Here is a 23,369-nt window from a genome sequence, read left to right as displayed (position 1 = left end):
CCGCGGGCGCCGCCGGACGGCGCCGGTTTCCCGGCGTGGCTGCTGAGCGGTAGCTACCCGGCGGCGGGCGCCAGGCCGGTGCAGCGGCGCAGGTCCGCGAAGCGCTGGGCCGCGGTCGTCGCGGCGGTTCCGGTCACCGGCCGGGGCTGGCCGGTGCCCGAGACCACGGCGGGGACGAAGTCCGCCCGGGTCGCCGCGCGGCCGTGGACCGTGACGCGCAGGACGCCGGTGTCGGCCGAGCCCACGTACCACACGAAGTTGCCCAGCCCGTAGGCCACGTAGGTCCGGCCGAGCCAGCCGTCGCCCTGCAGCACGTGGGCGTGCGCGCCGATGATGAGGTCGGCGCCCGCGCCGGCCAGGGCGGCGGCGAACGACTTCTGGTCCGCGTTCGGGCACGACACGGTCTCGGTGCCCCAGTGGTTGAACACGACCACCACGTCCGCCCGCGCGCGGGCGGACCGCACCGCAGCCACGGCGCGGGGCACGTCCCACGCCATCGCGATGCCCGGGGTCGACGGGCCCGCCTTCCAGCTCTCGGCGAGGGTGTGGATCTGGCTGAAGCCGAGCAGCGCCACCCGGACGCCCCGCACGGTGAGGACCAGCGGCGCGTACGCCTCGTCGATCGTCCGGCCCCCGCCGAACACCGGCAGCCCGCTCGCGGCCGCGGCGTCGAGGGTGTCGCCGAAGCCGGTGCGGCCGTAGTCGAGCGCGTGGTTGTTCGCGATCGTGACGGCGTCGATGCCGGCCGCCTTCAGCGCGTCGTACGCCACCGCCGGCGCCCGGAAGTGGAACTCCTTCGGCTCCGGCGTGCCCCGCTCGGTCACCGCGCTCTCGAGGTTCACCACCGCCAGGTCGGCTGCGGCCAGGACCGGCGACATCGGCCCGATCGCGGTCGCCGGGTCCCGCAGCAGGCTCGCGGTGCGCCCGGTGAAGTGCACGTCGCCGGCGAAGGCGAGCGTGAGGTCGACGGGCGCGGGGGAGGGCGAGACGGACGGCGACGGCGGCGGCGACGCGGAACGTGACGCGGACGGCGACGGCGGGGCGGAGGCGACCGGGGCCGGGGAGCACCCGGCCACCAGGACGACCGTCACCAGCGCGAGCCGCCTCACGACAGGACCGGCAGCCGGATCGTCATGACCGTCCCCTGCGGATCGTTCGGGGCGACGGACACCGTCCCGCCGTGGTGCGCGGCGGTCTGCGCGACGATCGCCAGGCCCAGCCCGGAGCCGGGCATGCCCCGCGCGGCCACCGCGCGGTAGAAGCGGTCGAACACGAAGGGCCGGTCGGCCTCGTCGATGCCGGGCCCCCGGTCGCGGACCGTCAGGCTGCCCCCGGATTCCAGGACCACGCCGACGGTACCGCCCGCCGGGCTCCACTTCGCCGCGTTGTCGAGCACGTTGACCACCATCCGCTCCAGCTCGCCCGGGCGGCCGTGCACGGTCACCGGGGCCAGCTCGACCGCGAACGTGAGGCCCGGCGCCCGAATCCGCACCCGCTCCACGGCCGCCGCGACGATGTCGGCGAGGTCGACCGGCTCCGGCTCCTCGCGGGTCGTCTCCTCCCGGGCCAGCTCGACGAGCTCGGTGGTGAGCGTGGCCAGCTCGCCGACCTGCGCCTCGAGGTCGGCCAGCAGCCGGGCGCGGTCCTCGGGCGGCAGCCGGTGCGCGAGCTCGGGCCGCCGCTCGACCGCCAGCAGCAGCTCGATGTTCGTGCGGATGCTCGTCAGCGGCGTGCGCAGCTCGTGGCTCGCGTCCTCGACCAGGGTGCGCTGGGCGCGGCGGGACGCGTCGATGGCGCCGAGCATCGTGTTCACCGAGCGGCCGAGCCGGGCGATCTCGTCGACGCCGTGCACGGGCACGGGACGGGTCAGGTCCATGGTGACGGCGACGTCCTCGACCGCCTCCGCCAGCCGGGAGACGGGCACCAGACCGGCCCGGGCGACGGCCCGCCCGAGCAAGGCCGCGCCCGCGATGCCGAGCGCGGAGCCGGCCGCGAGCAGCAGGCCGAGCTGGGCCAGGGTGCGTCCGGCCGGGTCCTGGTTGATGGCGACCTGCACCACGCCGCCGCCCGTGGCCGGGAGGGTCAGCATCTGGTACCGGTCCCCGTCCAGCACCACCGTCTCCTGCACGGAGCTGCGCCGGCCCGCGAGGACCTGCTTCGCCCCGGCGGTGATCGGCAGCGAGGCGGAGTCGCTGACGGCCGCCCCGTCGGCGCCGATGATCTGCCAGCGGGTACCGAGGTCGCGGGGGCCGGTGCCAGGGCGGCCCCTTGCCGTCGGGCGGCCCGAACTTCGGGCCGGTGTCGGGCAGCTGCGCGGTGCCGGCCCGCCACTGGTCGGGCTGGGCCGCGATCGCCTGCGCGTCCGTGGTCAGCTGGGACTGCAGCTGCCGGTGCTGGATCTCGAACACGGCCGCGAAGGCCACCGCGGCGACCACGAGCACCGCGACCGCGACGGCCCCGGAGACCAGCAGGGAGAGCCGGTCGCGCAGCGTCCGGCGGTGCCACCAGGCGATCACAGCGGCTCCTCCCGCAGCACGAACCCGACCCCGCGCACAGTGTGCAGCAACCGCGGCTCGCCCTCGGCCTCGAGCTTGCGGCGCAGGTACCCGAGGTACACGTGAATGCTGTTGCTCGTCTCCCCGAAGTCGTAGCCCCACACGTGCTCGAAGAGCACCTCGCGGGTCAGCACCTGCCGCGGGTGCCGCAGGAACACTTCCAGGATGCTGAACTCGGTGCGGGTCAGCCGCAGCAGCCGCTCGCCCCGCCACACCTCGCGGGTCTGCGGGTCGAGCCGCAGGTCGGCGAAGCGCAGCTCACCGTCGGCCGGCGCGGCCGCGGCCGGGCGCTGGGCCCGCCGCAGCAGCGCCCGCAGCCGCGCCAGGAGCTCTTGCAGCGCGAACGGCTTGACCAGGTAGTCGTCGGCCCCGGCGTCGAGCCCGGCGACCCGGTCGCCGACGCTGTCGCGGGCGGTGAGCATGAGCACCGGCACGAGCACCCCGCCGGCGCGCAGCTCCCGGCACGCCTCGAGCCCGTCCAGCACGGGCATGCTCACGTCGAGCACCACGGCGTCGGGCTCCTCGCCGCGGACGGCCCGGATCGCCTGGGCGCCGTCGGCGACGGTCTCCACCTGGTACCCCTCGAAGCGCAGCGTCCGCGCGAGCGAGTCCCGCACGGCCGCGTCGTCGTCGACCACCAGAATGCGCAAGCCCACTCCCTCGTACATGAGACCCGAGTCTTGCGCCGGCGCGTGAGAGCACCGGCGCGGCGGGCCTAAGAATTGCTTAAGATCTCGACTCTCTCACGCAATTCTTAGGTTCGCCGCCGCGCTGTCCTTAAGCGGGGGATCGATGCTTGGTTTTATGAGCGAAGACCCCTCGAAGCAACCCCCATTGCCCCCGCCTCCTGCGGCGGAACCGATCGAACCCGAGCCCCTGGCCGCGCACGAGCCTCCGCCCCCGGCAACCGCACCCACTCCGCCTCCGCCCGCGGCGGCGGCGGCCGAGCCTCCGTCCCCGGCGGCCGCACCCACTCCGCCTCCGCCCCCGCCGCCTCCTCCGCCGGGACGTCCGGCGTGGGGTGGATGGCCGGGCGGCTGGCGCGGCGGCCCGGGCCGGCGCAAGGGCATCCTGATCGCGCTCGTGGCCCTGGTCGTCGGCTGCTGCCTCGGCGCGGGCGTGACCGCGGTCGGCGCGCTGGTCGTCGGCCATCATCGCGGCCCGGATCGCGTCGGACCGGGCTGGGACCGCAACGGCCATGACCACAGGGGCGACCCGCGCGACGGTCGCGGTCCCGGGAACGGCTACGGTCCCGGCAACGGCTATGGTCCCGGCAATGGCCGCTTCGGCGACCGCGGCCGGCAGCCCGGCCCGGCCCCGACGACCGCCGCCCCGACGCAGCCCGCCCCGACCCAGGCCGCTCCGACGTCGGCCGCTCCGACGCCGACGGCCTGATCACGATAAGTCGGGCGCTCCGCGCCGCGACTTATCTGACTTATACCCCAACGGGGTGTAAGTCCGATTCTGAGACCTTGGCACTGGAACGGGCACAGGGACATCACGCTGGTGATCGTCGTGATGTCCCTGTGGCCGGGCATCATTTCAAAATGTTCGGTATGTGCGCGGGTGCGTGGTCGGGGATCGTGGTTTCGGGCGTATTCTGGGATAATTCTTGGTATGGGGCAGATGCAGTTGTTCAGTTCGCGGGAATTGGCTGCTCTGCGGGATCGGACGAAGGCCCGGAATTGGTGGCCGGGGAAGGATGAGTTCCGGAAGGAAGCGCAGCGGCGGCGTGAGTGGGGATTGGTGAGGCGGCACGCGGAGAAGCTGCGCCGCATTCACGGCGCCATGGCGCCTGCGCCCGGATCGTCAGCGCCGACGCCGTGTGTGTCCGCGCCGTCAGCGCCGACACCGTCAGCGTCTGCGCGGTCTGTGTCTGCGCCGTCAACGCCCACACCGTCAGCGTCTGCGTGCTCTGTGTCTGCGCCGCCTGTGCCGACGCCGTCAGCGTCTGCGCGGTCTGTGTCTGCGCAGTCAGCGCCGACACCGTGTGTGTCTGCGTTGCCTGTGCCGACGCCGTCTGTGTCCGCGCCGTCTGTGCCGGCGGTCGATCGCCGCGGTCCGGGCGGCACTGTGGCCGCATTGCTTTCCGGCCGGAGCACCGCAGAAACGGCCCCGGCGCAGCCATCATTCTACCAATCCAGACAATCGGGCGATGCGGCGATCCCGCCGGTCAGGAATACTCAACTCCGCCGCCGCGACGCCATTTTGCGAAGCCTGCCACAAGATACGATCCGAAAGCCGTCGGGTCCGGCTCGAAGCGATTGCACCGTTCCAATTGACGGTCGCTGTCCTCCGTTTTCTGCCGCGCCGGAACACGTCCCATCCGCAGAAGATCGCGGGCTTCGGCCCGGGCCTGCACGCGAGGCGGCGGCGGACCTGACATCGCCGGCAAGGCGCCGCTGCCGCGCTGCCCCGCCGATGAGTGCGAGGAGCCCCGAGCGAGGCCGCGCGTTTGGCCGGCTCATTGGCGATTCGGCCAGTCCGTGCGAGCCGACTCGGGAGCGCCGTGTGCGTGGCCGGGTCGTCGGCGATCGGCCGGTCCGCGCAGGCCAACGCAGGCCCGCGCAAGCCCTCGGGCCTCACCCTGCGCAGGTCCACGCAGGCCACGCAGGCCCGCGCGAGCCCGCGGGCCTCAGCCTTCGCAGGCCCGCGCAGGTCCGTGCAGGGTGAGGCGCAAGCCCGTGCAGGGTGAGGCCGAGGTAGTGCCGGGGCGTGCGTGGCCCCGCCGGCCGGCGCCGAGCGGTCAGAAGTTGTAGGCCGCGCCGGTCGGCAGGAGCCGGCTGTGGCGGCCCGAGCGGGTACGTGCCGCGCCCAGCACCAGTGCCGCCCCGCCGACCAGTGCGAGCAGGCCCGAGAGCGCCGTGCGCGCGACCGGGTCGCCGGTGACCGGCAGCGCCGCCGAGGACGTGGGCGGCGCGACGGTCACCGCGAGCTTCATCGCCCGCGCCGTCCCGTCGGGCGCGACGCCCTGGGCGAGGACCGTGTGCTCGCCCGCGGCCAGCCCGGCGGGCACGGTGACGGTCTTGGTGAAGTTCCCGCTCGCGTCGGTGACGGCGGTACCGAGCGACTGCGGCGCCGAGTACAGCGTGACCTCGACGGTCGAGTAGGCCGCGAAGCCGGTGCCGATGACGGTGAGCTGGGCGCCGGGCCGGGTGCTGGAGATGTCGCCCTGGTCCGTGGTGAGCGTGAGCGGCGTGTCCGGCACGGTCGCGGGCGCGGCCGGGGCGAGCGCGGTCACCGGCGCCGACGGCCCGGCCGGGGACGACGGGCCGGCGGCCGAGTTCGCCACGACCGTGACCGTGTACGTGGTGCCGGCGGTCGCCCCGAGCACGCACGTGAGCGCGCCGGTCGTGGTGCACGTGGCCGGGCCGGGCGAGGCGGTCGCGGTGTACCCGGTCACCTCGGCGCCCGAGCCGGGCGCGGGCGCCGTCCAGCTGACGGCGATCGAGGAGACGCCGGCCGTGGCGGTGACGGTGCCGGGCGCGGCCGGCACCGTGGGCTGCGCGGGCGCGGCCGGGGTGACCTGGCTGCCCGCGCTCGGGTCGCCGTTGCCGACGGCGTTCACCGCGCGGACCTTCACGGTGTAGAGCTGCCCGTTGGTGAGCCCGCTGACGGTGCCGGTGCGCGCCGCGCCCGAGCCGGTGGCCGTCGTCGCGAACTCCTGCCAGGTCGTGCCGTCGGCGGTGTACTCGTACCGCAGCACCGTGGAACCGCCGTCGGAGCCCGGCGTGAACGTGATCTCGGCTCCCTGGTCGCGCGCGGTCACCGACGTGATCGTGGGCGCGGCCGGCACCCGCGGCGCGGGGTTGAGCGCGACGACGCGGTGCTGGGGCGGGACGGAGACGAAGAGGGTTCCGGAGGCGTCGAAGGCCATGCCGTACGGCACGTTGATCGGCGAGTTCATGGCCGGCCCGGGCACGAGCCCGCCGGGCTCCCCGCTGCCCGCGAAGGTGCCGATCGAGCCGGTGTCCGGATCCACGACGCTGACCGCGCCGGCGCTCTCGGTCAGGTACAGCTCGCCCGCGTGGAAGCGCAGCCCGAGCGGCACGGCCAGGGCGCTCTTCGCGATCGACAGCGTGCCGCCCGGCGTGATCTTCACGATCTGGCCGTCCACGACGGCGGTGGTGACGTAGAGGTTCCCGGACGCGTCCATCGCCGCGCCGACCGGGTGGTCCAGCGGCGAGCTGGTGGCCGGCCCCGGGACCGGCGGGCCCGCGTTCGTGCCGGTGCCGGCGATGACCGTGAGCTGGCCGGAGGCGAGGTCGATGCGGCCGACCTGGCCCCATTCGCGCTCGGGCACGTAGAGGGCGCCGTCGGAGTACACCAGCTGCCCGGGCGAGTCCAGGCGGCTGCTCGTGGCCGGGCCGGTCGTCATGGCGCCCGGGGTGCCGGTGCCGGCGATGACGGAGAGCTGGCCGCCGGTCGACACCTTGTAGACGCGACCGGTGTCGGTCTCGCCGAAGTACAGGCTGCCGTCGGCCATGGGCAGGACGCTGCCGGGCGTGCCGATCGCGGTGCTCGCCGCGGGGCCCGAGGTCGCGCCGGGCGTGCAGGTGCCGGTGCCGGCGACGACCGACAGGGTGCCGCCCGGCGTGATCTTGTCGATCTGGCAGGTGCCGGAGGCGGTGACGTAGAGGTTGCCGGAGGCGTCGAACGTCACGTCGAGCGGGGCGGCGATCGCGGACTGGCTCGCGGGGCCGGGCGTCGCAGGGCCGGGACTGCCGGTGCCGTACGCGTAGGCCAGCGTGTAGTCGCCCGTGTCGGCGTGGGCGGGCGCCGGGACCGCGGCGGTGAGCAAGGGAAGTGCCCCGGCGGCCAGCAGCCGGGCAACGCGTGACGTCATGTCACGCATGGTAATCAAATGAACACGTGGTGTTCGTTCGATTCGGCGCTTATGGAGCCTGCGAGGTCCGGGACGTGCCGGTCCAGGGCGTCGTGGACCGGCGGCACCGTGGCCAGCGCGGCGCCCGCGACCGGGTCCGTCGCGCGCAGCCAGGCCAGGTGCCGGGCCGCGTGCGTGGCGACCGCGTCCGGGCACGCGTGCGGCGGGCTCGGCACGCGCGGGTCGGGGGAGCGGGCGATGCCGTGCTCGGGCAGCACCCGGGCGCCGGGACCGGGCCGGCCGTCGAGGACCGCGGCGTACGTGAGCACCACCTGACCGCCCGCGTACCGCCACGACGTCGAGTGCAGCAGCGTCAGCGGGTCGCCGGCGAGCGCCGCGGCGACCTCGTCCGGGGAGCGGGCGGCGACGTCGGCGCACCGCGAGTCGTAGTGCAGGCCGCCGTCGTCGGCGCCGAACACGAGCACTTCCACGCTGACCGGCGGCACCGCTGCAATCTATCGGCTGTTGCCAAGCATATGCAACAAGCCGCACCGGTCAGACCGGGACCTTCCAGGAGACGCGCGTGCCGCGGCCCTCCAGCGGCTCCACCGCGCACTCCCCGCCGAGGTCGGCCGCGCGGGCGCGCATGTTGGGCAGCCCGTGCCCGGCCGATGACCCGGCGGATGATCCTCCTGGCAGGCCGACGCCGTCGTCCTCCACGGTCAGGCTCAGCGCCCCGCCGCCCACGACGACGAGCACCCGGGCGGACGCGGCCCGGGCGTGCTTGGCGATGTTGCTCAGCGACTCGCGCAGCACCGCCAGCGCCGCCGTGCGCTGGGCGTCGGGCACCGCGGTGTCGACCGGCCCGTCGACGCGCAGCACCGGGCGGAAGCCGAGCGAGTCCTCGGCCTCGTCGACCAGGTCCCGCAGGGCCTTGCGCAGACTGTTGCCGGCCGCCCCGCGCAGCTCGAAGATGGCCCCGCGGATCTCCCGGATCGTCGTGTCCAGGTCGTCGGTGACGCGGCCGATGCGCTCGCGGACGTCGTCCTGGGAGCTGCGGTACGCCGCCCCCTGCAACTGCATCCCGGCCGCGAACAGCCGCTGGATGACCACGTCGTGCAGGTCGCGGGCGATGCGCTCCCGGTCGCCGACGACGGCGAGCATCTCCCGCTCGTCCTGCGCCCGGGCGCGTTCGAGGGCGAGGGCGGCCTGCCCGGCGAACGTCTCGACCATCGCCAGCTCCAGGCCCTCGGTGATCGGCGCGCTCTCCCGGCCGAACGCGACCACCAGCGCCCCGAGCGCCACCCCGCCGACCGCCAGGGGCACGAGCAGCGCCGTGCCCGTCGGCAGCAGGATCGGCCAGTTCGCCGCGGCCCCGAGGTCGGTGACGACGGCCACGTGCCGGTGCTCGAGCACCTCCGCGAAGTCGCTGCCGGCGACCGGGATCGACCAGCCGGCCGCGTCCGCCGGGCCGCCGACCGCCACCTCCACCACGAGACGGTCCTCGGCGGCCAGGAGCACCATCGCCAGCTCGGCCCCGGCGACCTCGCGGGCCCGGGTGGCGACGAGCTCCAGGGCCTCGGTGCGGCGCACCTCGCCCAGCAGGACGCCGGTGATCTCCGCCGCGGCGCCGAGCCAGCGCTGCCGCCGCTCCGCCTGGGCGTAGAGGCGGGCGTTGTCGATCGCGGCCCCGGCGGCCACGGACAGCGCCGCGACCAGGTCCTCGTCGTCCTGCGTGAACTGCTCGCCGCCGTGCTTCTCGGCCAGGTACAGGTTGCCGAACACCTGGTCGCGGATGCGCACGGGCAGGCCCAGGAAGCTGTGCATCGGCGGATGGTTGGGCGGGAACCCGTAGGCGCGCGGGTGCTCGGTGATGTCCTTGAGCCGGATCGGGCGCGGCTCGTCGATGAGCAGGCCCAGCACGCCGTGGCCGCGGGGCAGCTCGCCGATCTCGGCCCGCTGCTCGGGGGAGATGCCGTGGTTGATGAACTCCACCAGCATCCGGTCCGAGCCGATCACGCCGAGCGCGCCGTACCGCGCCCCGGCCAGGGTGCACGCCGCCGCCACGATGCGCTGCAGCGTGCTGTGCAGGTCGAGGTCGGAGCCGATCGCGACCACCGCGTCGAGCAGCGCGCGCAGCCGCTCCCGGCTGGTCTGCACCTCCCCGACGCGGGTGAGCAGCTCCTGCAGCAGCGCGTCGAGGTCGACGCGGGACAGTTCCGGCAGCGGCAGCGGCGAGTTCACGGCTTCTTTTGTAGCAACCGCGACGCGAGCACCGCCGCCTGCGTCCGCCGTTCCAGCCCCAGCTTCGCCAGCAGGCTGGAGACGTAGTTCTTCACGGTCTTCTCGGCCAGGAACATCCGCTCGGCGATCTCGCGGTTCGTCAGCCCCTCGGCCACGTGCAGCAGGATCTTGCGCTCCTGCTCGGTGAGGTGCTTGAACTCGTCGGGCTGCTCGGGACCGTTGCGGATGCGCTCGAGCACGCGCGCGGTCACCGCGGGGTCGAGCAGGGACTGCCCGGCCGCGACCCGGCGCACCGCGTCGACGAGGTCGGTGCCGTGGATCTGCTTGAGCACGTAGCCCGACGCGCCCGCCATGATCGCCGCGAACAGGGCCTCGTCGTCGTCGTACGACGTCAGGATCAGCGCGTTGATGGACGCGTCGATGGAGCGCACGTCGCGGCACACGTCGATGCCGCTGCCGTCAGGCAGCCGCCCGTCGAGCACGGCGACGTCCGGCCGCAGCGCCGGGATGCGGTGCGTGGCCTCGACAGCCGAGCCGGACTCGCCGACCACCTCGATGTCGCCCTCGCGCTCGAGCAGTTCCCGCAGGCCGAAACGCACGACCTCGTGGTCGTCGAGCAGGTACACCCGGATCATGCCTCCTTCATACCCAATCCGGGGGCCGGAAAGAAAGGACCTTCGGCACTGTCCTCCCCGCGGGCGGCGTGGCCTTGTTGGAGCATGGACATCACCGCGCGCGGGCTGCGCCCGCACGAGCGCACCGCCGCCGAGGCGCTGTTCGGCGCGCTCGCCACCCGGCACCGCGTCGACGGGGACCTGCGGCTGCGGCTCACCGGGGCCGCCGTGGCGGGCGGGCCGATGCTCGTCCAGGCCAACCTACGGCTCTTCGGCGCGCCCGCGCGCATCCAGGTCGCCGGCCGCGACCCCGCCGAGGCCATCGCGACCGGGGCCACGCGCCTGGACCGGCAGGTGCGCCGCCTGTCCACGCGGTGGGAGCCGTGGCCCTGGCCCGACCCGGAGCGCCGCCCGCTCGCCGTGCCCGGGCGGCCCGCGATCACCAGGATCAAGAGCCCGCGGTTGTACCGCCAGAGCTTCTGCCAGGCCGCCGCGCACCTGGCGGCCATGGACTACGACGCGTACCTCTTCGTCGACGCCGCCACGGGCGAGGACGCGCTGGTGCACCGGGCCGGCCCCACCGGGCTGCAGCTGACCCGGCAGCGCAGCATGCACCCGGCCGAGGGGCCAGGGACCCCGGCGCCGACGGTGAACCCGCGCCGGCCGCCGGTGCTGAGCCCGGAGGCGGCGGCCGCGCGCATGGCCGAGGGCTGGCTGCCGTTCCTGTTCTTCACGGATTCCGGGACAGGGCGGGGCAGTCTGGTGTACCGCCGCTACGACGGCGGCACCGGCCTGGTGCGGCCCGGAAAAGTCCCGCCGCGAATATGACCTTCGGCCCTGCGCGGGCCCCCCGGCAGGAAACAGAATCGCGTCATGGACAAGCTCGACCTGGCGCGGTGGCAGTTCGCGATCACCACCGTGTACCACTTCATCTTCGTGCCGATCACCATCGGCCTCTCGGCGCTCGTCGCCGGGTTGCAGACCGCGTGGGTGCGCACCGGCAAGGACCAGTACCTGCGCGCCACGAAGTTCTGGGGCAAGCTGTTCCTGATCAACTTCGCGATGGGCGTGGTCACCGGCATCGTGCAGGAGTTCCAGTTCGGCATGAACTGGAGCGCGTACTCGCGGTTCGTCGGCGACATCTTCGGCGCTCCGCTGGCCATCGAGGGTCTGCTCGCGTTCTTCCTGGAGTCGACGTTCCTCGGGCTGTGGATCTTCGGCTGGGACCGGCTGCCGAAGCGGGTGCACCTCGCCACCATCTGGCTCGCGTCGATCGGCACCATGCTCTCGGCGTACTTCATCCTCGCCGCGAACTCGTGGATGCAGCATCCGGTGGGGTACACGATGAACACCGCACGCGGGCGCGCCGAGCTGACGGACATCTGGGCCGTGCTGAGCAACAGCACCGCCCTGGTGACCTTCCCGCACACCCTCGCCGCGTGCTTCCTGACCGCCGGCGCGCTGCTGCTCGCGGTCAGCGCCTGGCACCTGCGCCGGCGCAACCAGACCGAGGTGTTCCGGCCCGGCCTGAAGCTCGGGGCCTGGGTCGTGCTCGTCTCCGGCGTCGCGGTGCTCATCACCGGCGACCTGCAGGCCCGGATCATGACCGAGCAGCAGCCGATGAAGATGGCGGCCGCCGAGGCGCTCTACGACACCAGCAAGCCCGCGTCGTTCTCGATCTTCACGATCGGCTCCCTGGACGGGCGCTCGGAGGTGTACAGCGTGCGCATCCCGTCGCTGCTGTCCTTCATGGCCACCGCCGACCCGCAGGGCGAGGTCGAGGGCATCAACGACATCCAGCGGCAGTACGCCGACAAGTACGGCGAGGGCGACTACGTGCCCTACGTGCCGATCACGTACTGGTCGTTCCGGCTCATGATCGGCTTCGGGGTGCTCGCGATGGCCGTCGCACTGCTCGCGCTCTGGAGCACCCGCAAGGGGCGGTTGCCCGGCGGGCGCTGGCTGTGGCTCGCCGCGGTGTCCACGGTCGCGATGCCGCTGCTGGCCAACTCCTTCGGCTGGATCTTCACCGAGGTCGGCCGGCAGCCCTGGACGGTGTTCGGGCTGTTCAAGACCGCCGACAGCGTGTCGCCGTCGGTGGCCACGAGCCAGGCCGCGTTCTCGGTCATCCTGCTGACCCTGTTGTACGGCGGGCTGGCGGTCATCGAGCTCGTCCTCATGCTGCGCTACGCCAAGCAGGGGGCGCCGGAAATTGTCGTACCCGACGGCGAAGATGACCCCGACCGCCCGCTCGCGTTCGCGTACTGAGCCTTTTGCGAAGGGAGGCATCGCTCATGGAGCTCACCACCGTCTGGTTCATCCTCATCGCCGTGCTCTGGGCCGGATACTTCCTGCTCGAGGGCTTCGACTTCGGCGTCGGCCTGCTGCTGCCCGTGCTCGGCCGCGACGACCGCGAGCGCCGGCTGCTCATCAACACCATCGGGCCCGTCTGGGACGGCAACGAGGTGTGGCTCATCGTCGCCGGCGGGGCCACGTTCGCCGCGTTCCCGGAGTGGTATGCCACGCTCTTCTCCGGCTTCTACCTGCCGCTGCTGCTGATCCTCGTCGCGCTCATCCTGCGGGGGCTCGCGTTCGAGTACCGTGGCAAGTCCGACAGTCCACAGTGGAAGCGCTGGTGGGACGTCGCCATCATCGGCGGCAGCCTGGTGCCCGCGGTGCTGTGGGGCGTCGCGTTCGGCAACATCGTGCGCGGGGTGCCGATCAGCGCCGAGCACGAATACGTCGGCGGCTTCTTCAACCTGCTCAACCCCTACGCGCTGCTCGGCGGGCTCACCACCCTGACGCTGTTCCTGCTGCACGGGGCCGTGTTCCTGGCGCTGAAGACCGACGGGGAGATGCGCGAGCGGGCCGGCAGGCTCGCCGTGCGGATCGCGGTGCCGGCGGTCGTCATCGCCGCCGCGTTCCTGCTGTGGACCCAGCTGACCCACTCCGACGCGTGGGGCTGGGCGCTGTCCGGCGCGGCCGCGGTGGCGCTGATCGGGGGCGTGCTCGCGGCTCGGGCGCGCCGCGAGGGCTGGGCGTTCATCGCCACCGGGGCGACCATCGTGCTCGCCGTCGCCGCCCTGTTCGTGACGCTCTTCCCCGACGTGATGCCGACGACGCTCGTGGGCGGCGACTCGCTCACGACGACCAACGCGGCCTCGACGCCCTACACGCTGAAGGTCATGACCTGGGTCGCGGTGTGCTTCACGCCGATCGTGCTGGTCTACCAGGCGTGGACCTACTGGGTGTTCCGGCGGCGGCTGACCGTCGAGCACATCCCGGCCGGCGGGCACTGATGCGGCCCCTGGACCCGCGGCTGCTGCGCTACGCCCGGGCGACGCGCACCTTCCTGGTGCTGTCGGTCGCCCTGGGCGTGGCCCTGGCCGGGCTCGTCGTCGCCCAGGCGACCCTCCTCGCCGAGGGGATCACGCGGGTGTACCTGCACGGTGCCGACGTCCGCGCGATCGGGCCCGTGCTGGGCTGGCTCGCCGCGGTGGTCGCGCTGCGCGCGGCGGTCACCTGGGCCCAGCAGGCGGCCGCGACCCGGGCCGCGGCCGCGGTCAAGCGGGAGCTGCGGGCCCGGCTGCTGGCCCACGCGGCCGCGCTCGGGCCGGCCGCGGCCCCGCCCAGCGGGCGCCTCGCGACCCTGGCCACGCGGGGGCTCGACGCGCTGGACGCGTACTTCGCGAAGTACCTGCCGCAGCTCGTCCTCGGCGTGCTGGTGCCGGTCATCGTGCTGGCCCGGCTGGCCCCGGCCGACCTGGTCGCGGCCGGCACCGTGGCGCTCACGCTGCCGCTGATCCCGGTCTTCATGGCCCTCGTGGGCCTGCACACGGAGGCGGCCAACCGGCGCCAGTTCCGGCTGCTGACCCGCCTGTCGCACCACTTCCTCGACGTCGTGGCCGGCCTGGCGACCCTGCGCGTCTTCGGCCGGGCCAAGCGCCAGGCCGCCGTCATCGCGCGGATCAGCGCCGAGCAGCGCCGCGTCACCATGCGCACGCTGCGGGTGGCGCTGCTGTCGTCGCTGGTGCTGGAGCTGCTCGCGACGCTGTCGGTCGCACTGGTCGCGGTCGGCATCGGCCTGCGCCTGGTCGACGGCGACCTCGGCCTCGCCACCGCGCTGCTGGTGCTGATCCTGGCCCCAGAGGCCTACCTGCCCCTGCGCCAGGTCGGGGCCAACTACCACGCGAGCGCCGAGGGCCTGGCCGCGGCCACGGAGGCGTTCGCGATCCTGGAGACGCCCCTTCCCGCGGCCGGGACCTCGGTTCCTCCGGCCGCGCCGGTGGTGTTCGACCGGGTCGTGGTCACCTACCCGGGCCGGCCGGCGCTGCCACCGTTCTCCGCGACGATCGAGCCCGGGGAGCTGGTGGCGCTGACCGGCCCGAGCGGGTGCGGCAAGTCGACGCTGCTGTCGGTGCTGATGGGGTTCGCGACGCCGTCCGGCGGCACCGTGACCGTCGGCGGCACCGAGCTGGCCGCCGCCGACCTGGACGCCTGGCGGCGCCGGGTGGCCTGGCTGCCGCAGCGGCCCTGGCTCGGCGCGGGCACCATCGCCGACAACATCCGCCTCGGCGCCGGGGACGTGTCGCTCGCCGCGTTGCGCGCCGCCGCCGCCGAGGCCGGCGCGCTCGGGTTCATCGAGGCGCTGCCGGACGGGTTCGGCACGCCGCTGGGCGACGACGGGGCCGGCCTGTCGGCCGGCCAGCGCCAGCGCATCGCCCTGGCCCGGGTGTTCCTGCGCGATGCGCCGCTCGTGCTGCTGGACGAGCCGACGGCGGGCCTGGACCCGGCGACCGAGGCCGAGCTCCTCGCCGCGATCCGGGCGCACGCCGCGGGCCGCACCGTCATCATGGCCGCGCACCGCCCGGCGCTGGTCGCCATCGCCGACCGGGCGATCGCGCTCCCGGCCGGTGCGGAGGTGGCCCGGTGAACCGATGCGGAGGTGGCCCGGTGAACCGGCTGGCGCTGCTGCGCCCGGCGGCGGGGCGGCTGTTCGTGGCGCTCGTGGCCGGGGTCGCGGCCGCGGTCTGTGCGGTCGGGCTCATGGCGACGTCGGCGTGGCTCATCTCCCGCGCGGCCCTGCACCCGCCGGTGCTGCACCTCATGGTGGCGATCGTCGCCGTGCGGGCGTTCGGGATCGGGCGGGGCGTGCTGCGGTACGTGGAGCGCGTCACCGGGCACGACGGCGCGCTGCGGGTGCTGGGGGAGCTGCGGGTGCGGGTCTTCCGCCGCCTCGAGCGGCTCGCGCCGGCCGGGCTGGCCGGGTTCCGCCGCGGCGACCTCGCGGCCCGGCTCGTCGACGACGTCGAGTCGATCGTCGACCTGGTCGTGCGCGTCGCGCTGCCGATCGCCGTGGCCGCCGTCACCGGGCTCGCCTCCGTGCTGCTCGTCTGGTCGCTGCTGCCCGCGGCCGGCCTGGCCCTGGCGGCGGGCGTGCTGGTGGTCGGCGTGGGGGTACCGCTGCTGCAGGCCGCCCTCGTCCGCCGGGCCGACGCTCGCCTGGCCCCGCTGCGCGGCACGCTGGCGGCCGGCACCGTGGACCTCGTGCAGGGGCTGCCGGACCTGATCGCCGCCGGGGCCGTCGGCGATGCCCTCGCCGCCCTGGACCGCACCGACCGCGAGCTGCTGACGGCCACCCGCCGCTCGAGCGCCGCGACGGGCGTGTCGGCGGCGGTGACCGCCCTGTGCACGGGCCTGGCCGTGTTGGCCGCCCTCGTCGCGGGCGCCCTGGCCGTGCGGGGCGGCACGCTGCACGGCGAGCTCCTGGCCGTGGTCGTGCTGACCCCGCTGGCCGTCTTCGAGATCGTCGGCGCGGTTCCGCCGGCCGCCCAGCACTTCGCCGCGGCCCGCACCGCCCTGCGCCGCCTCGCCGAGGTGGCCGCGACGCCGGATCCCGCACCCGACCCGGTGACGCCGGTCGCCCTGCGGCCCGCCGCGGTGGACCCGGCCGCAGCGCCGGTCGTGCGGGTCGAGGGGGTGGCGGCGCAGTGGGTGCCCGGGCGGCCGGTCGTGCGGGACGTCTCGTTCGTGCTCGAGCCCGGGGCGCGGGTCGCGCTCACCGGGCCCAGCGGGTCCGGGAAGTCGACGATCGCCTCGCTGCTCGTGCGGTGGCTCGACCCCTGCGCGGGACGGATCACGCTCGGCGGGGTCGATCTGCGCGACGCGCGGGGGGACGACGTGCGGCACATCGTCGGGTATCTCGGCGACGACGCCTACCTCTTCGACAGCACGATCGAGGCGAACCTCCGCATCGGCAAGCCCGGCGCCACCGAGGCCGAGCTGGCGTCGGCGCTGCGGCGGGCGCGGCTCACGGAGTGGGTGCGGAGGCTGCCCGACGGCCTCGCGACGAGCGTGGGCGAGCACGGCGTCGCGGTGTCGGGCGGCCAGCGGCGGCGGATCGCGCTCGCGCGGGCCCTGCTCGCGGACTTCCCGGTGCTCGTGCTCGACGAGCCCACCGAGCACCTCGACGAGGAGAACGCGGTCGCGCTGCTGCGGGACCTGATGGCCGCGACCCGGGGCCGGACGGTGCTGCTGATCACGCACCGCACGGACGCCCGCGACTACGTGGACTCGGTCATCGCCCTGCACCCGGCCGCCGGGTCGCTCGGGTCGGTCACGGATGTGAAGGGCGGTGACGGCGGTGGGGCTCCCGTGTTCGCGGCGGCGGTCGTGGGTTGAGCCGGTCGTGGCCTCGGTTCGCGGATTCGTCGCGTGCGGCGCGCATGCGTTGACAGTGGCTTCGGAGGGAGGTGATGGCGATGGGGTCGATGCGAGCGCTGGGGCGGCGGCGGTGTCTTGAACTGCTCGGCTCGGTGGCGGTGGGACGCGTGGTGTTCACCGACCGGGCGCTGCCCGCGATCCGGCCGGTCAACCACCTGCTCGACGGGGAGACGATCGTGATCCGCAGCAGCCTCGGCGGCGGCCTGGCGTCGGCCGCGACGGCGCACGGGTCGCTCGTGGTCGCGTACGAGGCCGACGAGATCGACGCCGGCACGCACGCCGGCTGGAGCGTCGTGGTGACCGGGACCGCGCGGCTGGTCATGGACGAGGAGCGGCTGCGGCGCTACGAGGAGGTCCTGCGGCCCTGGGTCGACGAGCCGATGAACTGCGTGATCGGCATCGAGTGCGACCTGGTCAACGGCTTCCAGCTCGCCGGGACGAACCCCGCGGGAGCGGGATGAATCGGGCATTCGCGCGGGAGGTCCCGGGGAATCAGTGACTTCCGGCCCTGCCCGGCGGCGCGGGTCCGGGCGACCGTTGGATGAACACCGCAAGCGCCCCGCCTGAGGAGACCGCCATGAACCGCAACCTTCGCGCCGAGCTCGATCTCGTGGCCGAGGCGTCCATCGCGGCGCTGCGGGCCCCCTCGATCCTCAACAGCCAGCCCTGGCGGTGGCGGCTGGCCGGGGACCACGCCGAGCTGTGGGCCGACCGGTCGCGGCAGCTCACCGGGCTGGACCCCGACGGGCGGCTGCTCATGCTCAGCTGCGGCGCCGCGCTGCACCACGCGGTCGTGACGCTGCACGCGGCCGGGTACGAGGCTGCCGTCGACCGGCTGCCCGACGCCGACCGGCCCGACCTCGTCGCGCGCTTCGGTCGCGGCCCGGCCCGCCCCGGCCACGTCCCGGAGGCGAACGCGAGCACGGACGATCGTGACGGTGACCCGGCCGCGGTGGGTGTGCGTAGTGGCGATCTGGTTCGTGACGGTGAGCCGGCCGCGGTGGGTGCGGGCGGTGGCGATCGGGGTCGTGACGGTGAGCTGGCCGCGGCGATCGAGTGGCGGCACACCGACCGGCGGCCGTTCGGCGACGAGCGGCCCGCCGACGCGGTGCTGGACGAGCTGCGGGCGGCGGCCGGGCGGCACGGGGTGCACCTGCAGATCGTGCGCGACGACCAGGTCACGGCGTTCGCGGGCGCGGTCGCCCACGCCGGGGAGGTCGAGCGGGAGGATCCTCGGTTCCGGGCCGACCTGCGGGCCTGGACCAACCGGGCGCACGGGGACGGCGTCACGACCCAGAATGTCGTGGCGACCACCCGGCGCACGGTCGCGCCGCGGGACTTCGCGCTCAAGGCGGGGCTGGCGGCCGGGCCGGGGAGTGACCGGGGCACCGTGTACGCGCTCTTCGTCACCGACGGTGATGAGGCCCGGGACTGGCTGGCGGCCGGGGAGGCACTCTCCGACGTGTGGCTCACGCTCACCGCGCGGGGGCTGGCCGCGTCGCCGATCAGCGAGGTCGTCGAGGTGGCGGGCGTGCGCAACGCGCTGCGCGGGCTGCTCGGCGGGGTCGGCAACCCGGCCGTCGCGATGCGTATCGGCGTCCCGGTGCAGGAGGACGCGCCGCCGGCCACCCCTCGCCGTTCGCCGTCCGCCGTGCTCAGCTGACGGGTCCCGCAGCAGTCACCGAGAGCCGGGTGCACAGAGGCGAACAAGCGCACAGACAATGGCTTCGTCCGATAGATCTTGAACGGCGGCGCTGAGGACCCGTGGGTCGCGCATTAGCGTCGAGCGGTGGGCACGCCGCTCTGAAAATGGTTCAAACTACCCGGATGAGTGATCGCCTGGCCTACTCCGATCTTGATGCTATCGACCTGCGGTGCGCGGCAGCGTTTGCCGTGGTGCCGACGCCGTGGACAGCTCATGTGGAGACCCGCTCGGGGATCGGCGGCAACAGCTTCGTCCAGGGTGGGGATCCGGACGTTGACCATGAGTTGTACCTGGATGTACGTGCGGGGACGGAACAGCTGCGTTCACCGGATGCTCGACTGGACGCGGTCGTTGGGTTTGTAGCCGCCGCGTCGGAGGACCTGCCACGGCTGCTGAGTGAGGTGAGGCGCCTGCGGTCGCAAGCGCCCGCAGAGCCGCAACTCGCGACACTCAGTGATTACCAGCGAGGACTACGAACGCGGTTTCTTCAAGCCCAGGTTGTTCCCCCGCCGCAGCCTTGGACGCCCGCAGCATCGCACTGCACGCCCGTCGGAGGCTTGCAGGGCGTGGGCTTTGCTGTGGACCCAGCCAGCCACAGAGACCTGCTTTTGGTGACTTCCATCGACGGGCACGGCTTGTTCGACACCGTCACCGGACAGAAGCTGGCTCGCGACCGCGATCCATACCCGGATCTGCCCTGCCCGGATGAAGATTTGAGCTGTCCGGGGCTGGGTCCGATAGCCGGAGTGCCCGTGCGGATCGCCGGGTTGCACGGAGGCGGGTTGCACACAGGCACGCAGGACGGCTGGGTGGTCGACACGGTCAGTCCCGACTGGCCGAGCGAGCGTGTTGTGCTGTCCCGTGACGGCAACCCCAACAGTGGGGAAGAGGGCAGCACCTGGTGGCTCATTTTCCACTCGACCTACTCAGAGCTGCGTGCAGTCGGTTTCTCTCCTTCCGGAAACACCTTGGTGGTCGCAACCAGCAGTGACGTCACCATATGGGCGAGAGAGGAACCGCGAGTCGGCTGATCTCAGGTACTCAGCAAGACGCGTTTGCGGAGTAGGTCAAAACCGGCTCGACCGTACATCTGTCGTTTGATCATCTTGATGCGGTTGACGTTGCCTTCGACCGGTCCGGAGCTGAAGGGCAGGCTGAGGCCAGCGGTGACCGCAGCGAGGTCTGCGTTCAGGCCGCACCCGAGACGACGCCACCGCGCACGCCTGACAACGGGCCTGATGACCTCGAACCCGAGCTGTGACGATCAGTTCGGAGCCAGCGTCCACGACCGCATCGATCTCGATACCGTTCAGATGAGGGAGTAGCTGTCCGACGGCATCGCGCACCGCGATGACGATCTATTACTCGGTACCCATCACACAGTTCGCGCCAGAACCGAGTTCCGGGACCCGTCCATGTAGATAAGCGCGGCGCTTGATTCAAGGGCCACCGCCGACTACGGCCCGTGCTGGGGGCGGCTGGCGCAGTCCGCGCAAGGCCACGGATCGCGGTATGAGCGGAAGTTGGATGGCCCGTGGCGCCGCTGCACCGAGCAGGTCGGATGATGTGAAGGTGTCGACAGACGAGTACGACGGCTACGAGCCGATCGGTCTGCGGGAACACCTGACTCGCCTGCTTGTCGAGTACGACCTCGATGAAGAGGAGCTCGAGGGCAGCGTCCGCACGCGCACGCTGCCCTCGGGTGTCGCCCACGCCGGCGAGATCGAGTATCTCGTGCATCGGTCGGTCCTTCGCCCGCACGGCGCGTTCCCCTGTGCCGGTGACGATGAAGCTCGCGAGTTCTGTGAGGACATAGCCGACAAGATGATGCACGCCTTCGGCATCTCCCGGACCGAGGCGGTAGCCCGTATCAATCGGCAATGGTCTGAACCGGGAAGTCCGGACGGTGATGTTCCTCGTGTATGGATCGTCGGCGACAGCCTGACCTACCACGACGAACCCGCTGATTGGGCTACGGGGATCTATTACGGATTCAATGGCCGCTGGTGGGACCCGGGCGGCGATCGGCAGCCTGTGCCACCGCCGGCCTCATGATCCGCTAGGCGGTCTCCCGCTGGTCCAGCCACTGCAGCATCGCCTCGGTCGTTTCCTGCGGCATCTCCTGCTGGATCCAATGACCGCAGTCCAGACTGACCACTTCCACATTCGGCACGAATTCCGTCAGTCGTTCCGCCCTCGCGACCGTGTCGCGGTCGCCGTAGATCATGAGCGTGGGCTGCCGGATGATCGGGTCCACGTCCGCCAGCAGGCGCCAGTTGCGGTCCAGGTTTCGGTACCAGTTGATTCCGCCCGTGAACCCTGCTGATTCGAAGGCGGAGACGAAGACAGCCAGTTCGCTGTCACTCATGACGGGGTCACCGAGTGGGGTTTCCGCTCTCGCGAGGTTCATCAACGCATTGCCCGGCTGAGGCTCTGCGAGGGGCACGTTCTTCCGGTACAGGTTCCGAAGGAACTGCAACGTGTTCTCCTCGAACACGGCGTCGGCGACGCCCGGCTGCCGGTTGAAGTGGACGAAGTAGAAGTCGGCGCCGAGCACGGCCTCCATGACCTCGATCCAGGGCATCTCTCCGCGCTCTTGGTATGGCACGCTCAGCGCTACCACGCCGTTGACCCGGTTCGGGTGCAGCAGGGTCAGGCCCCAGACGACGAATGCGCCCCAGTCATGGCCGACGAAGGTGGCATCCTCGTAGCCGTAGTGATCGAGGAGGGCGACGAGGTCACCCGACAGGTGCTCGATGTCGTAGTCCGTCACTTCGGCGGGACGGGACGAGTTGCCGTAGCCCCGCTGGTTCGGAACGATGACGTGGTAGCCCGCCGCGGCCAGGGCCGGCACCTGATAGCGCCAGGAAAAGGCATGCTCCGGCCAGCCGTGACAGAGCACGATGGGCCTTCCGGCATTTTCTCGGCCCGCTTCGAAGACTTCGAGTTCCACACCGTTGACCGAAATGAGGGTGGGCTCGGGAAGATCGATTGTCATGCCGGCATCATGCCGACCGATACCGGCCACCTCCTGACCGGTTTTATGTGGGAGTGTCGCCGGCGTGCGAGCTGACCGGTTGATGGCCATCCTCCTCCTGCTGCAACACCGCGAGCAGGTGACCGCAGCGGAGGTCGCCCGGGAGTTGGAGATCTCCGAGCGCACCGCCCGCCGCGACCTCGACGCCCTGGGCATGGCCGGCGTGCCGGTGTACTCCGTGCAGGGCCGGGGCGGCGGCTGGCGCCTCGTGGGCGGCGCCCGCACCGACCTGTCCGGGTTGACCGCGGGTGAGGCCCGCGCCCTGTTCCTGGTCGCCGGCCCGGCCTCGGCTGCCACGCCAGCCGTGAAAGCGGCGCTGCGCAAGCTCGTCCATGCCCTGCCGGAGCCGTTCCGGGTGCAGGCCGAGGCGGCGGCGTCGTCGCTCGTCACGGACCCGCAACGATGGGGGTCGAGCCGGGCCGAGTCCCGACCGCCTCGCTTCCTCGACGAGCTCCAGGACGCGGTGATCCGCGGCGTGCAGGTCCGGCTCGGCTATGTCGACCGCGAAGGCACCGAAACCGAGCGAACCGTCCACCCGCTGGGCATCGTCGCCAAAGGCCCGTCGTGGTACCTCGTCTCCAGCACCGAGGCCGGTCGGCGGACCTTCCGGATCGACCGGGTGTCGTCCGTCGACCCGACCGGCGATCCCGTGCACCGGCCCGATGACTTCGACCTCGCCGAGAGCTGGCGCGCGATCGCGGACGAGGTCGAACGCAAGCGAACACCCCTCGAGGCCCGGGCGATGTGCGCGCCTCACGGGATAGGCGTGCTCCGGATGGGGTTCGGCGGTCGTCTCGAGGTGGGAGGTTCCACGGCCGACGGCCGCATCGAGGTCGTGATCCGCGGCAACGACGAATACATCCTCGCCGGCGAGCTTGCCGGGCTGGTCGCATGGGTCGAGGTGACCAGCCCTCCGGGGGTGCGGGACCACCTGGCCTCGATCGGCAACGCGCTCGTCGAGCGATACGGCTCGTAAGGGCACGAGTAGACGCACGCTCATCGGCTACTTATAGGAAGCCTCGGCCTTTCGAGCTGGTCACGGCCGCTGACGCGATCGGGCTGCCTGTCGCGCGCCATCGGCGGCATGAGGGATGCTCGATAGGGGTGTGCTTGGTCTCGGCGGCCGCTCGGGCGGTCTCGGCGTCGATCAGCTGGCCGGTCAGGAACAGTATCGCCGCCACGCGCTGCAGCGGTGCCGGCGGCGTGTCCGAGCGAGCTCATTCCCGTGCGGCCGGTGCCGAGTGGCGATGCGGTCACCGGTGATCAGTCGTGCAGGGGCGTGCGCCGGGGACGCACGACGCGGTGTGCGATACGCCAGCCGGCTGCCGTCCGTTCGACGGTGTCCTCGTACGTGACACTGCCGGTCGAGCCGTCGGCCATGACTCCGAATCCTTTGGACAGGGCACTGACGGTGCCGTCCGCCGTCTCGCGCAGCACGATGTTGGTCACGTGGTGGGCGACCGGGTTGGCGTCGGCCAGGGCCAGCGCCGCTTCGCGAGCGGCCGCGAGACCGACCAATGTGCCACTGCCGAGGGCCGACACGTCGTAGACGACGTCTTCGGTGAAGAGCGCCGCCAGGCCGTCGAAGTCGCCGCGGTCGGTCAGGTGGCCGTGCGAGTTGATCAAGTCCGTGATGGTGATCCGGTCGTCTGCGGTGATGGCCATC

20 protein-coding genes are annotated in these 23,369 nt (G+C 72.8%); 11 read left to right on the top strand and 9 right to left on the bottom strand.

Annotated features, from left to right (window positions below; all coding sequences use genetic code 11):
• Positions 1-53 precede the first annotated feature (53 nt).
• The 3 genes from AC6JBM_RS25060 to AC6JBM_RS25050 all read right to left on the bottom strand — a co-directional run bounded on the left by AC6JBM_RS25060 (position 54) and on the right by AC6JBM_RS25050 (position 3,223).
• Positions 54-1,109, bottom strand: coding sequence for a CapA family protein (locus tag AC6JBM_RS25060; protein ID WP_497986010.1), 1,056 nt, complete (start codon positions 1,107-1,109; stop codon positions 54-56).
• The gene (locus tag AC6JBM_RS25055) at positions 1,106-2,128 is read right to left on the bottom strand and encodes a HAMP domain-containing sensor histidine kinase (RefSeq protein ID WP_497986009.1); all 1,023 of its coding nucleotides are present in this window, start codon (positions 2,126-2,128) and stop codon (positions 1,106-1,108) included. The genes AC6JBM_RS25060 and AC6JBM_RS25055 overlap by 4 nt, the downstream gene beginning before the upstream one ends.
• A gap of 384 nt (positions 2,129-2,512) precedes the next feature.
• The gene (locus tag AC6JBM_RS25050; protein ID WP_497986008.1) at positions 2,513-3,223 is read right to left on the bottom strand and encodes a response regulator transcription factor; all 711 of its coding nucleotides are present in this window, start codon (positions 3,221-3,223) and stop codon (positions 2,513-2,515) included.
• 415 nt (positions 3,224-3,638) lie between these two features.
• Between AC6JBM_RS25050 and AC6JBM_RS25045 the strand changes: the two genes are divergently transcribed.
• Positions 3,639-3,950: a hypothetical protein gene (locus AC6JBM_RS25045; RefSeq protein ID WP_497986007.1), complete on the top strand. Its 312-nt coding sequence runs from the start codon at positions 3,639-3,641 to the stop codon at positions 3,948-3,950.
• A 1,351-nt stretch (positions 3,951-5,301) separates the two neighbouring features.
• Here the strand turns inward: AC6JBM_RS25045 and AC6JBM_RS25040 are convergent.
• From AC6JBM_RS25040 to AC6JBM_RS25025, 4 genes are read right to left on the bottom strand one after another with little or no spacing between them, the layout of a single operon-like run.
• Positions 5,302-7,401 carry a fibronectin type III domain-containing protein gene (locus tag AC6JBM_RS25040; protein WP_497986006.1) on the bottom strand — a complete coding sequence of 700 codons (2,100 nt, stop codon included), beginning with the start codon at positions 7,399-7,401 and terminating at the stop codon, positions 5,302-5,304.
• A gap of 14 nt (positions 7,402-7,415) precedes the next feature.
• Entirely contained in the window at positions 7,416-7,886 is a 471-nt protein-coding gene (locus AC6JBM_RS25035) for a hypothetical protein (protein ID WP_497986005.1), read from the bottom strand.
• A 49-nt stretch (positions 7,887-7,935) separates the two neighbouring features.
• Positions 7,936-9,606: a sensor histidine kinase gene (locus tag AC6JBM_RS25030; RefSeq protein ID WP_497986523.1), complete on the bottom strand. Its 1,671-nt coding sequence runs from the start codon at positions 9,604-9,606 to the stop codon at positions 7,936-7,938.
• 14 nt (positions 9,607-9,620) lie between these two features.
• On the bottom strand, positions 9,621-10,259 hold the full coding sequence (locus AC6JBM_RS25025; RefSeq protein WP_497986004.1) for a response regulator: 639 nt from the start codon (positions 10,257-10,259) through the stop codon (positions 9,621-9,623).
• A gap of 84 nt (positions 10,260-10,343) precedes the next feature.
• Here AC6JBM_RS25025 and AC6JBM_RS25020 point away from each other — a divergent pair, with 84 nt between their 5' ends.
• The 9 genes from AC6JBM_RS25020 (at position 10,344) to AC6JBM_RS24980 (ending at position 20,721) form a co-directional block, all read left to right on the top strand.
• On the top strand, positions 10,344-11,066 hold the full coding sequence (locus tag AC6JBM_RS25020; RefSeq protein WP_497986003.1) for a sigma 54 modulation/S30EA ribosomal C-terminal domain-containing protein: 723 nt from the start codon (positions 10,344-10,346) through the stop codon (positions 11,064-11,066).
• 45 nt (positions 11,067-11,111) lie between these two features.
• On the top strand, positions 11,112-12,506 hold the full coding sequence (locus tag AC6JBM_RS25015) for a cytochrome ubiquinol oxidase subunit I (RefSeq protein ID WP_497986002.1): 1,395 nt from the start codon (positions 11,112-11,114) through the stop codon (positions 12,504-12,506).
• 26 nt (positions 12,507-12,532) lie between these two features.
• Positions 12,533-13,537: a cytochrome d ubiquinol oxidase subunit II gene (gene cydB / locus AC6JBM_RS25010; protein ID WP_497986001.1), complete on the top strand. Its 1,005-nt coding sequence runs from the start codon at positions 12,533-12,535 to the stop codon at positions 13,535-13,537.
• Entirely contained in the window at positions 13,537-15,171 is a 1,635-nt protein-coding gene (cydD, locus tag AC6JBM_RS25005; protein ID WP_497986000.1) for a thiol reductant ABC exporter subunit CydD, read from the top strand. The genes cydB and cydD overlap by 1 nt, the downstream gene beginning before the upstream one ends.
• A gap of 20 nt (positions 15,172-15,191) precedes the next feature.
• The gene (gene cydC / locus AC6JBM_RS25000; protein ID WP_497985999.1) at positions 15,192-16,919 is read left to right on the top strand and encodes a thiol reductant ABC exporter subunit CydC; all 1,728 of its coding nucleotides are present in this window, start codon (positions 15,192-15,194) and stop codon (positions 16,917-16,919) included.
• A gap of 80 nt (positions 16,920-16,999) precedes the next feature.
• Positions 17,000-17,422, top strand: coding sequence for a pyridoxamine 5'-phosphate oxidase family protein (locus AC6JBM_RS24995; protein ID WP_497985998.1), 423 nt, complete (start codon positions 17,000-17,002; stop codon positions 17,420-17,422).
• A gap of 116 nt (positions 17,423-17,538) precedes the next feature.
• On the top strand, positions 17,539-18,624 hold the full coding sequence (locus AC6JBM_RS24990; RefSeq protein WP_497985997.1) for a hypothetical protein: 1,086 nt from the start codon (positions 17,539-17,541) through the stop codon (positions 18,622-18,624).
• Between the two features lie 164 nt (positions 18,625-18,788).
• Positions 18,789-19,697 (top strand): hypothetical protein, encoded by a 909-nt coding sequence (locus tag AC6JBM_RS24985; protein WP_497985996.1) that lies wholly within the window; start codon positions 18,789-18,791, stop codon positions 19,695-19,697.
• A gap of 541 nt (positions 19,698-20,238) precedes the next feature.
• Positions 20,239-20,721, top strand: coding sequence for a hypothetical protein (locus AC6JBM_RS24980; RefSeq protein ID WP_497985995.1), 483 nt, complete (start codon positions 20,239-20,241; stop codon positions 20,719-20,721).
• A 4-nt stretch (positions 20,722-20,725) separates the two neighbouring features.
• Here AC6JBM_RS24980 and AC6JBM_RS24975 read toward each other — a convergent pair whose 3' ends face one another.
• Complete coding sequence (locus tag AC6JBM_RS24975; RefSeq protein ID WP_497985994.1) at positions 20,726-21,664, bottom strand: alpha/beta fold hydrolase; 939 nt, start codon at positions 21,662-21,664, stop codon at positions 20,726-20,728.
• Positions 21,665-21,746: 82 nt separating this feature from the next.
• Here AC6JBM_RS24975 and AC6JBM_RS24970 point away from each other — a divergent pair, with 82 nt between their 5' ends.
• Positions 21,747-22,679, top strand: a complete 933-nt coding sequence (locus tag AC6JBM_RS24970; protein ID WP_497985993.1) for a helix-turn-helix transcriptional regulator — start codon at positions 21,747-21,749, stop codon at positions 22,677-22,679.
• A 287-nt stretch (positions 22,680-22,966) separates the two neighbouring features.
• On the opposite strand, the gene AC6JBM_RS24965 is transcribed toward AC6JBM_RS24970, so the two are convergent.
• Positions 22,967-23,368, bottom strand: a complete 402-nt coding sequence (locus tag AC6JBM_RS24965) for a nuclear transport factor 2 family protein (RefSeq protein ID WP_497985992.1) — start codon at positions 23,366-23,368, stop codon at positions 22,967-22,969.
• Position 23,369: the final 1 nt, after the last annotated feature.

This window comes from Dactylosporangium thailandense (genome assembly GCF_059739745.1).
Note: the sequence above shows the minus strand (reverse complement) of the source record. Positions and strands in the feature narration are given on the sequence as shown.

What these genes read in the sequence shown, in the direction of transcription:
- AC6JBM_RS25050 (WP_497986008.1), bottom strand. Translation starts at nt 3,223, where the DNA reads ATGTACGAGGGAGTGGGCTTGCGCATTCTGGTGGTCGACGACGACGCG.
- AC6JBM_RS25040 (WP_497986006.1), bottom strand. Translation starts at nt 7,401, where the DNA reads ATGACGTCACGCGTTGCCCGGCTGCTGGCCGCCGGGGCACTTCCCTTG.
- AC6JBM_RS25025 (WP_497986004.1), bottom strand. Translation starts at nt 10,259, where the DNA reads ATGATCCGGGTGTACCTGCTCGACGACCACGAGGTCGTGCGTTTCGGC.
- AC6JBM_RS25020 (WP_497986003.1), top strand. Translation starts at nt 10,344, where the DNA reads ATGGACATCACCGCGCGCGGGCTGCGCCCGCACGAGCGCACCGCCGCC.
- AC6JBM_RS25015 (WP_497986002.1), top strand. Translation starts at nt 11,112, where the DNA reads ATGGACAAGCTCGACCTGGCGCGGTGGCAGTTCGCGATCACCACCGTG.
- cydB (WP_497986001.1), top strand. Translation starts at nt 12,533, where the DNA reads ATGGAGCTCACCACCGTCTGGTTCATCCTCATCGCCGTGCTCTGGGCC.
- cydD (WP_497986000.1), top strand. Translation starts at nt 13,537, where the DNA reads ATGCGGCCCCTGGACCCGCGGCTGCTGCGCTACGCCCGGGCGACGCGC.
- AC6JBM_RS24995 (WP_497985998.1), top strand. Translation starts at nt 17,000, where the DNA reads ATGGGGTCGATGCGAGCGCTGGGGCGGCGGCGGTGTCTTGAACTGCTC.
- AC6JBM_RS24990 (WP_497985997.1), top strand. Translation starts at nt 17,539, where the DNA reads ATGAACCGCAACCTTCGCGCCGAGCTCGATCTCGTGGCCGAGGCGTCC.
- AC6JBM_RS24985 (WP_497985996.1), top strand. Translation starts at nt 18,789, where the DNA reads ATGAGTGATCGCCTGGCCTACTCCGATCTTGATGCTATCGACCTGCGG.
- AC6JBM_RS24975 (WP_497985994.1), bottom strand. Translation starts at nt 21,664, where the DNA reads ATGACAATCGATCTTCCCGAGCCCACCCTCATTTCGGTCAACGGTGTG.
- AC6JBM_RS24970 (WP_497985993.1), top strand. Translation starts at nt 21,747, where the DNA reads ATGGCCATCCTCCTCCTGCTGCAACACCGCGAGCAGGTGACCGCAGCG.
- AC6JBM_RS24965 (WP_497985992.1), bottom strand. Translation starts at nt 23,368, where the DNA reads ATGGCCATCACCGCAGACGACCGGATCACCATCACGGACTTGATCAAC.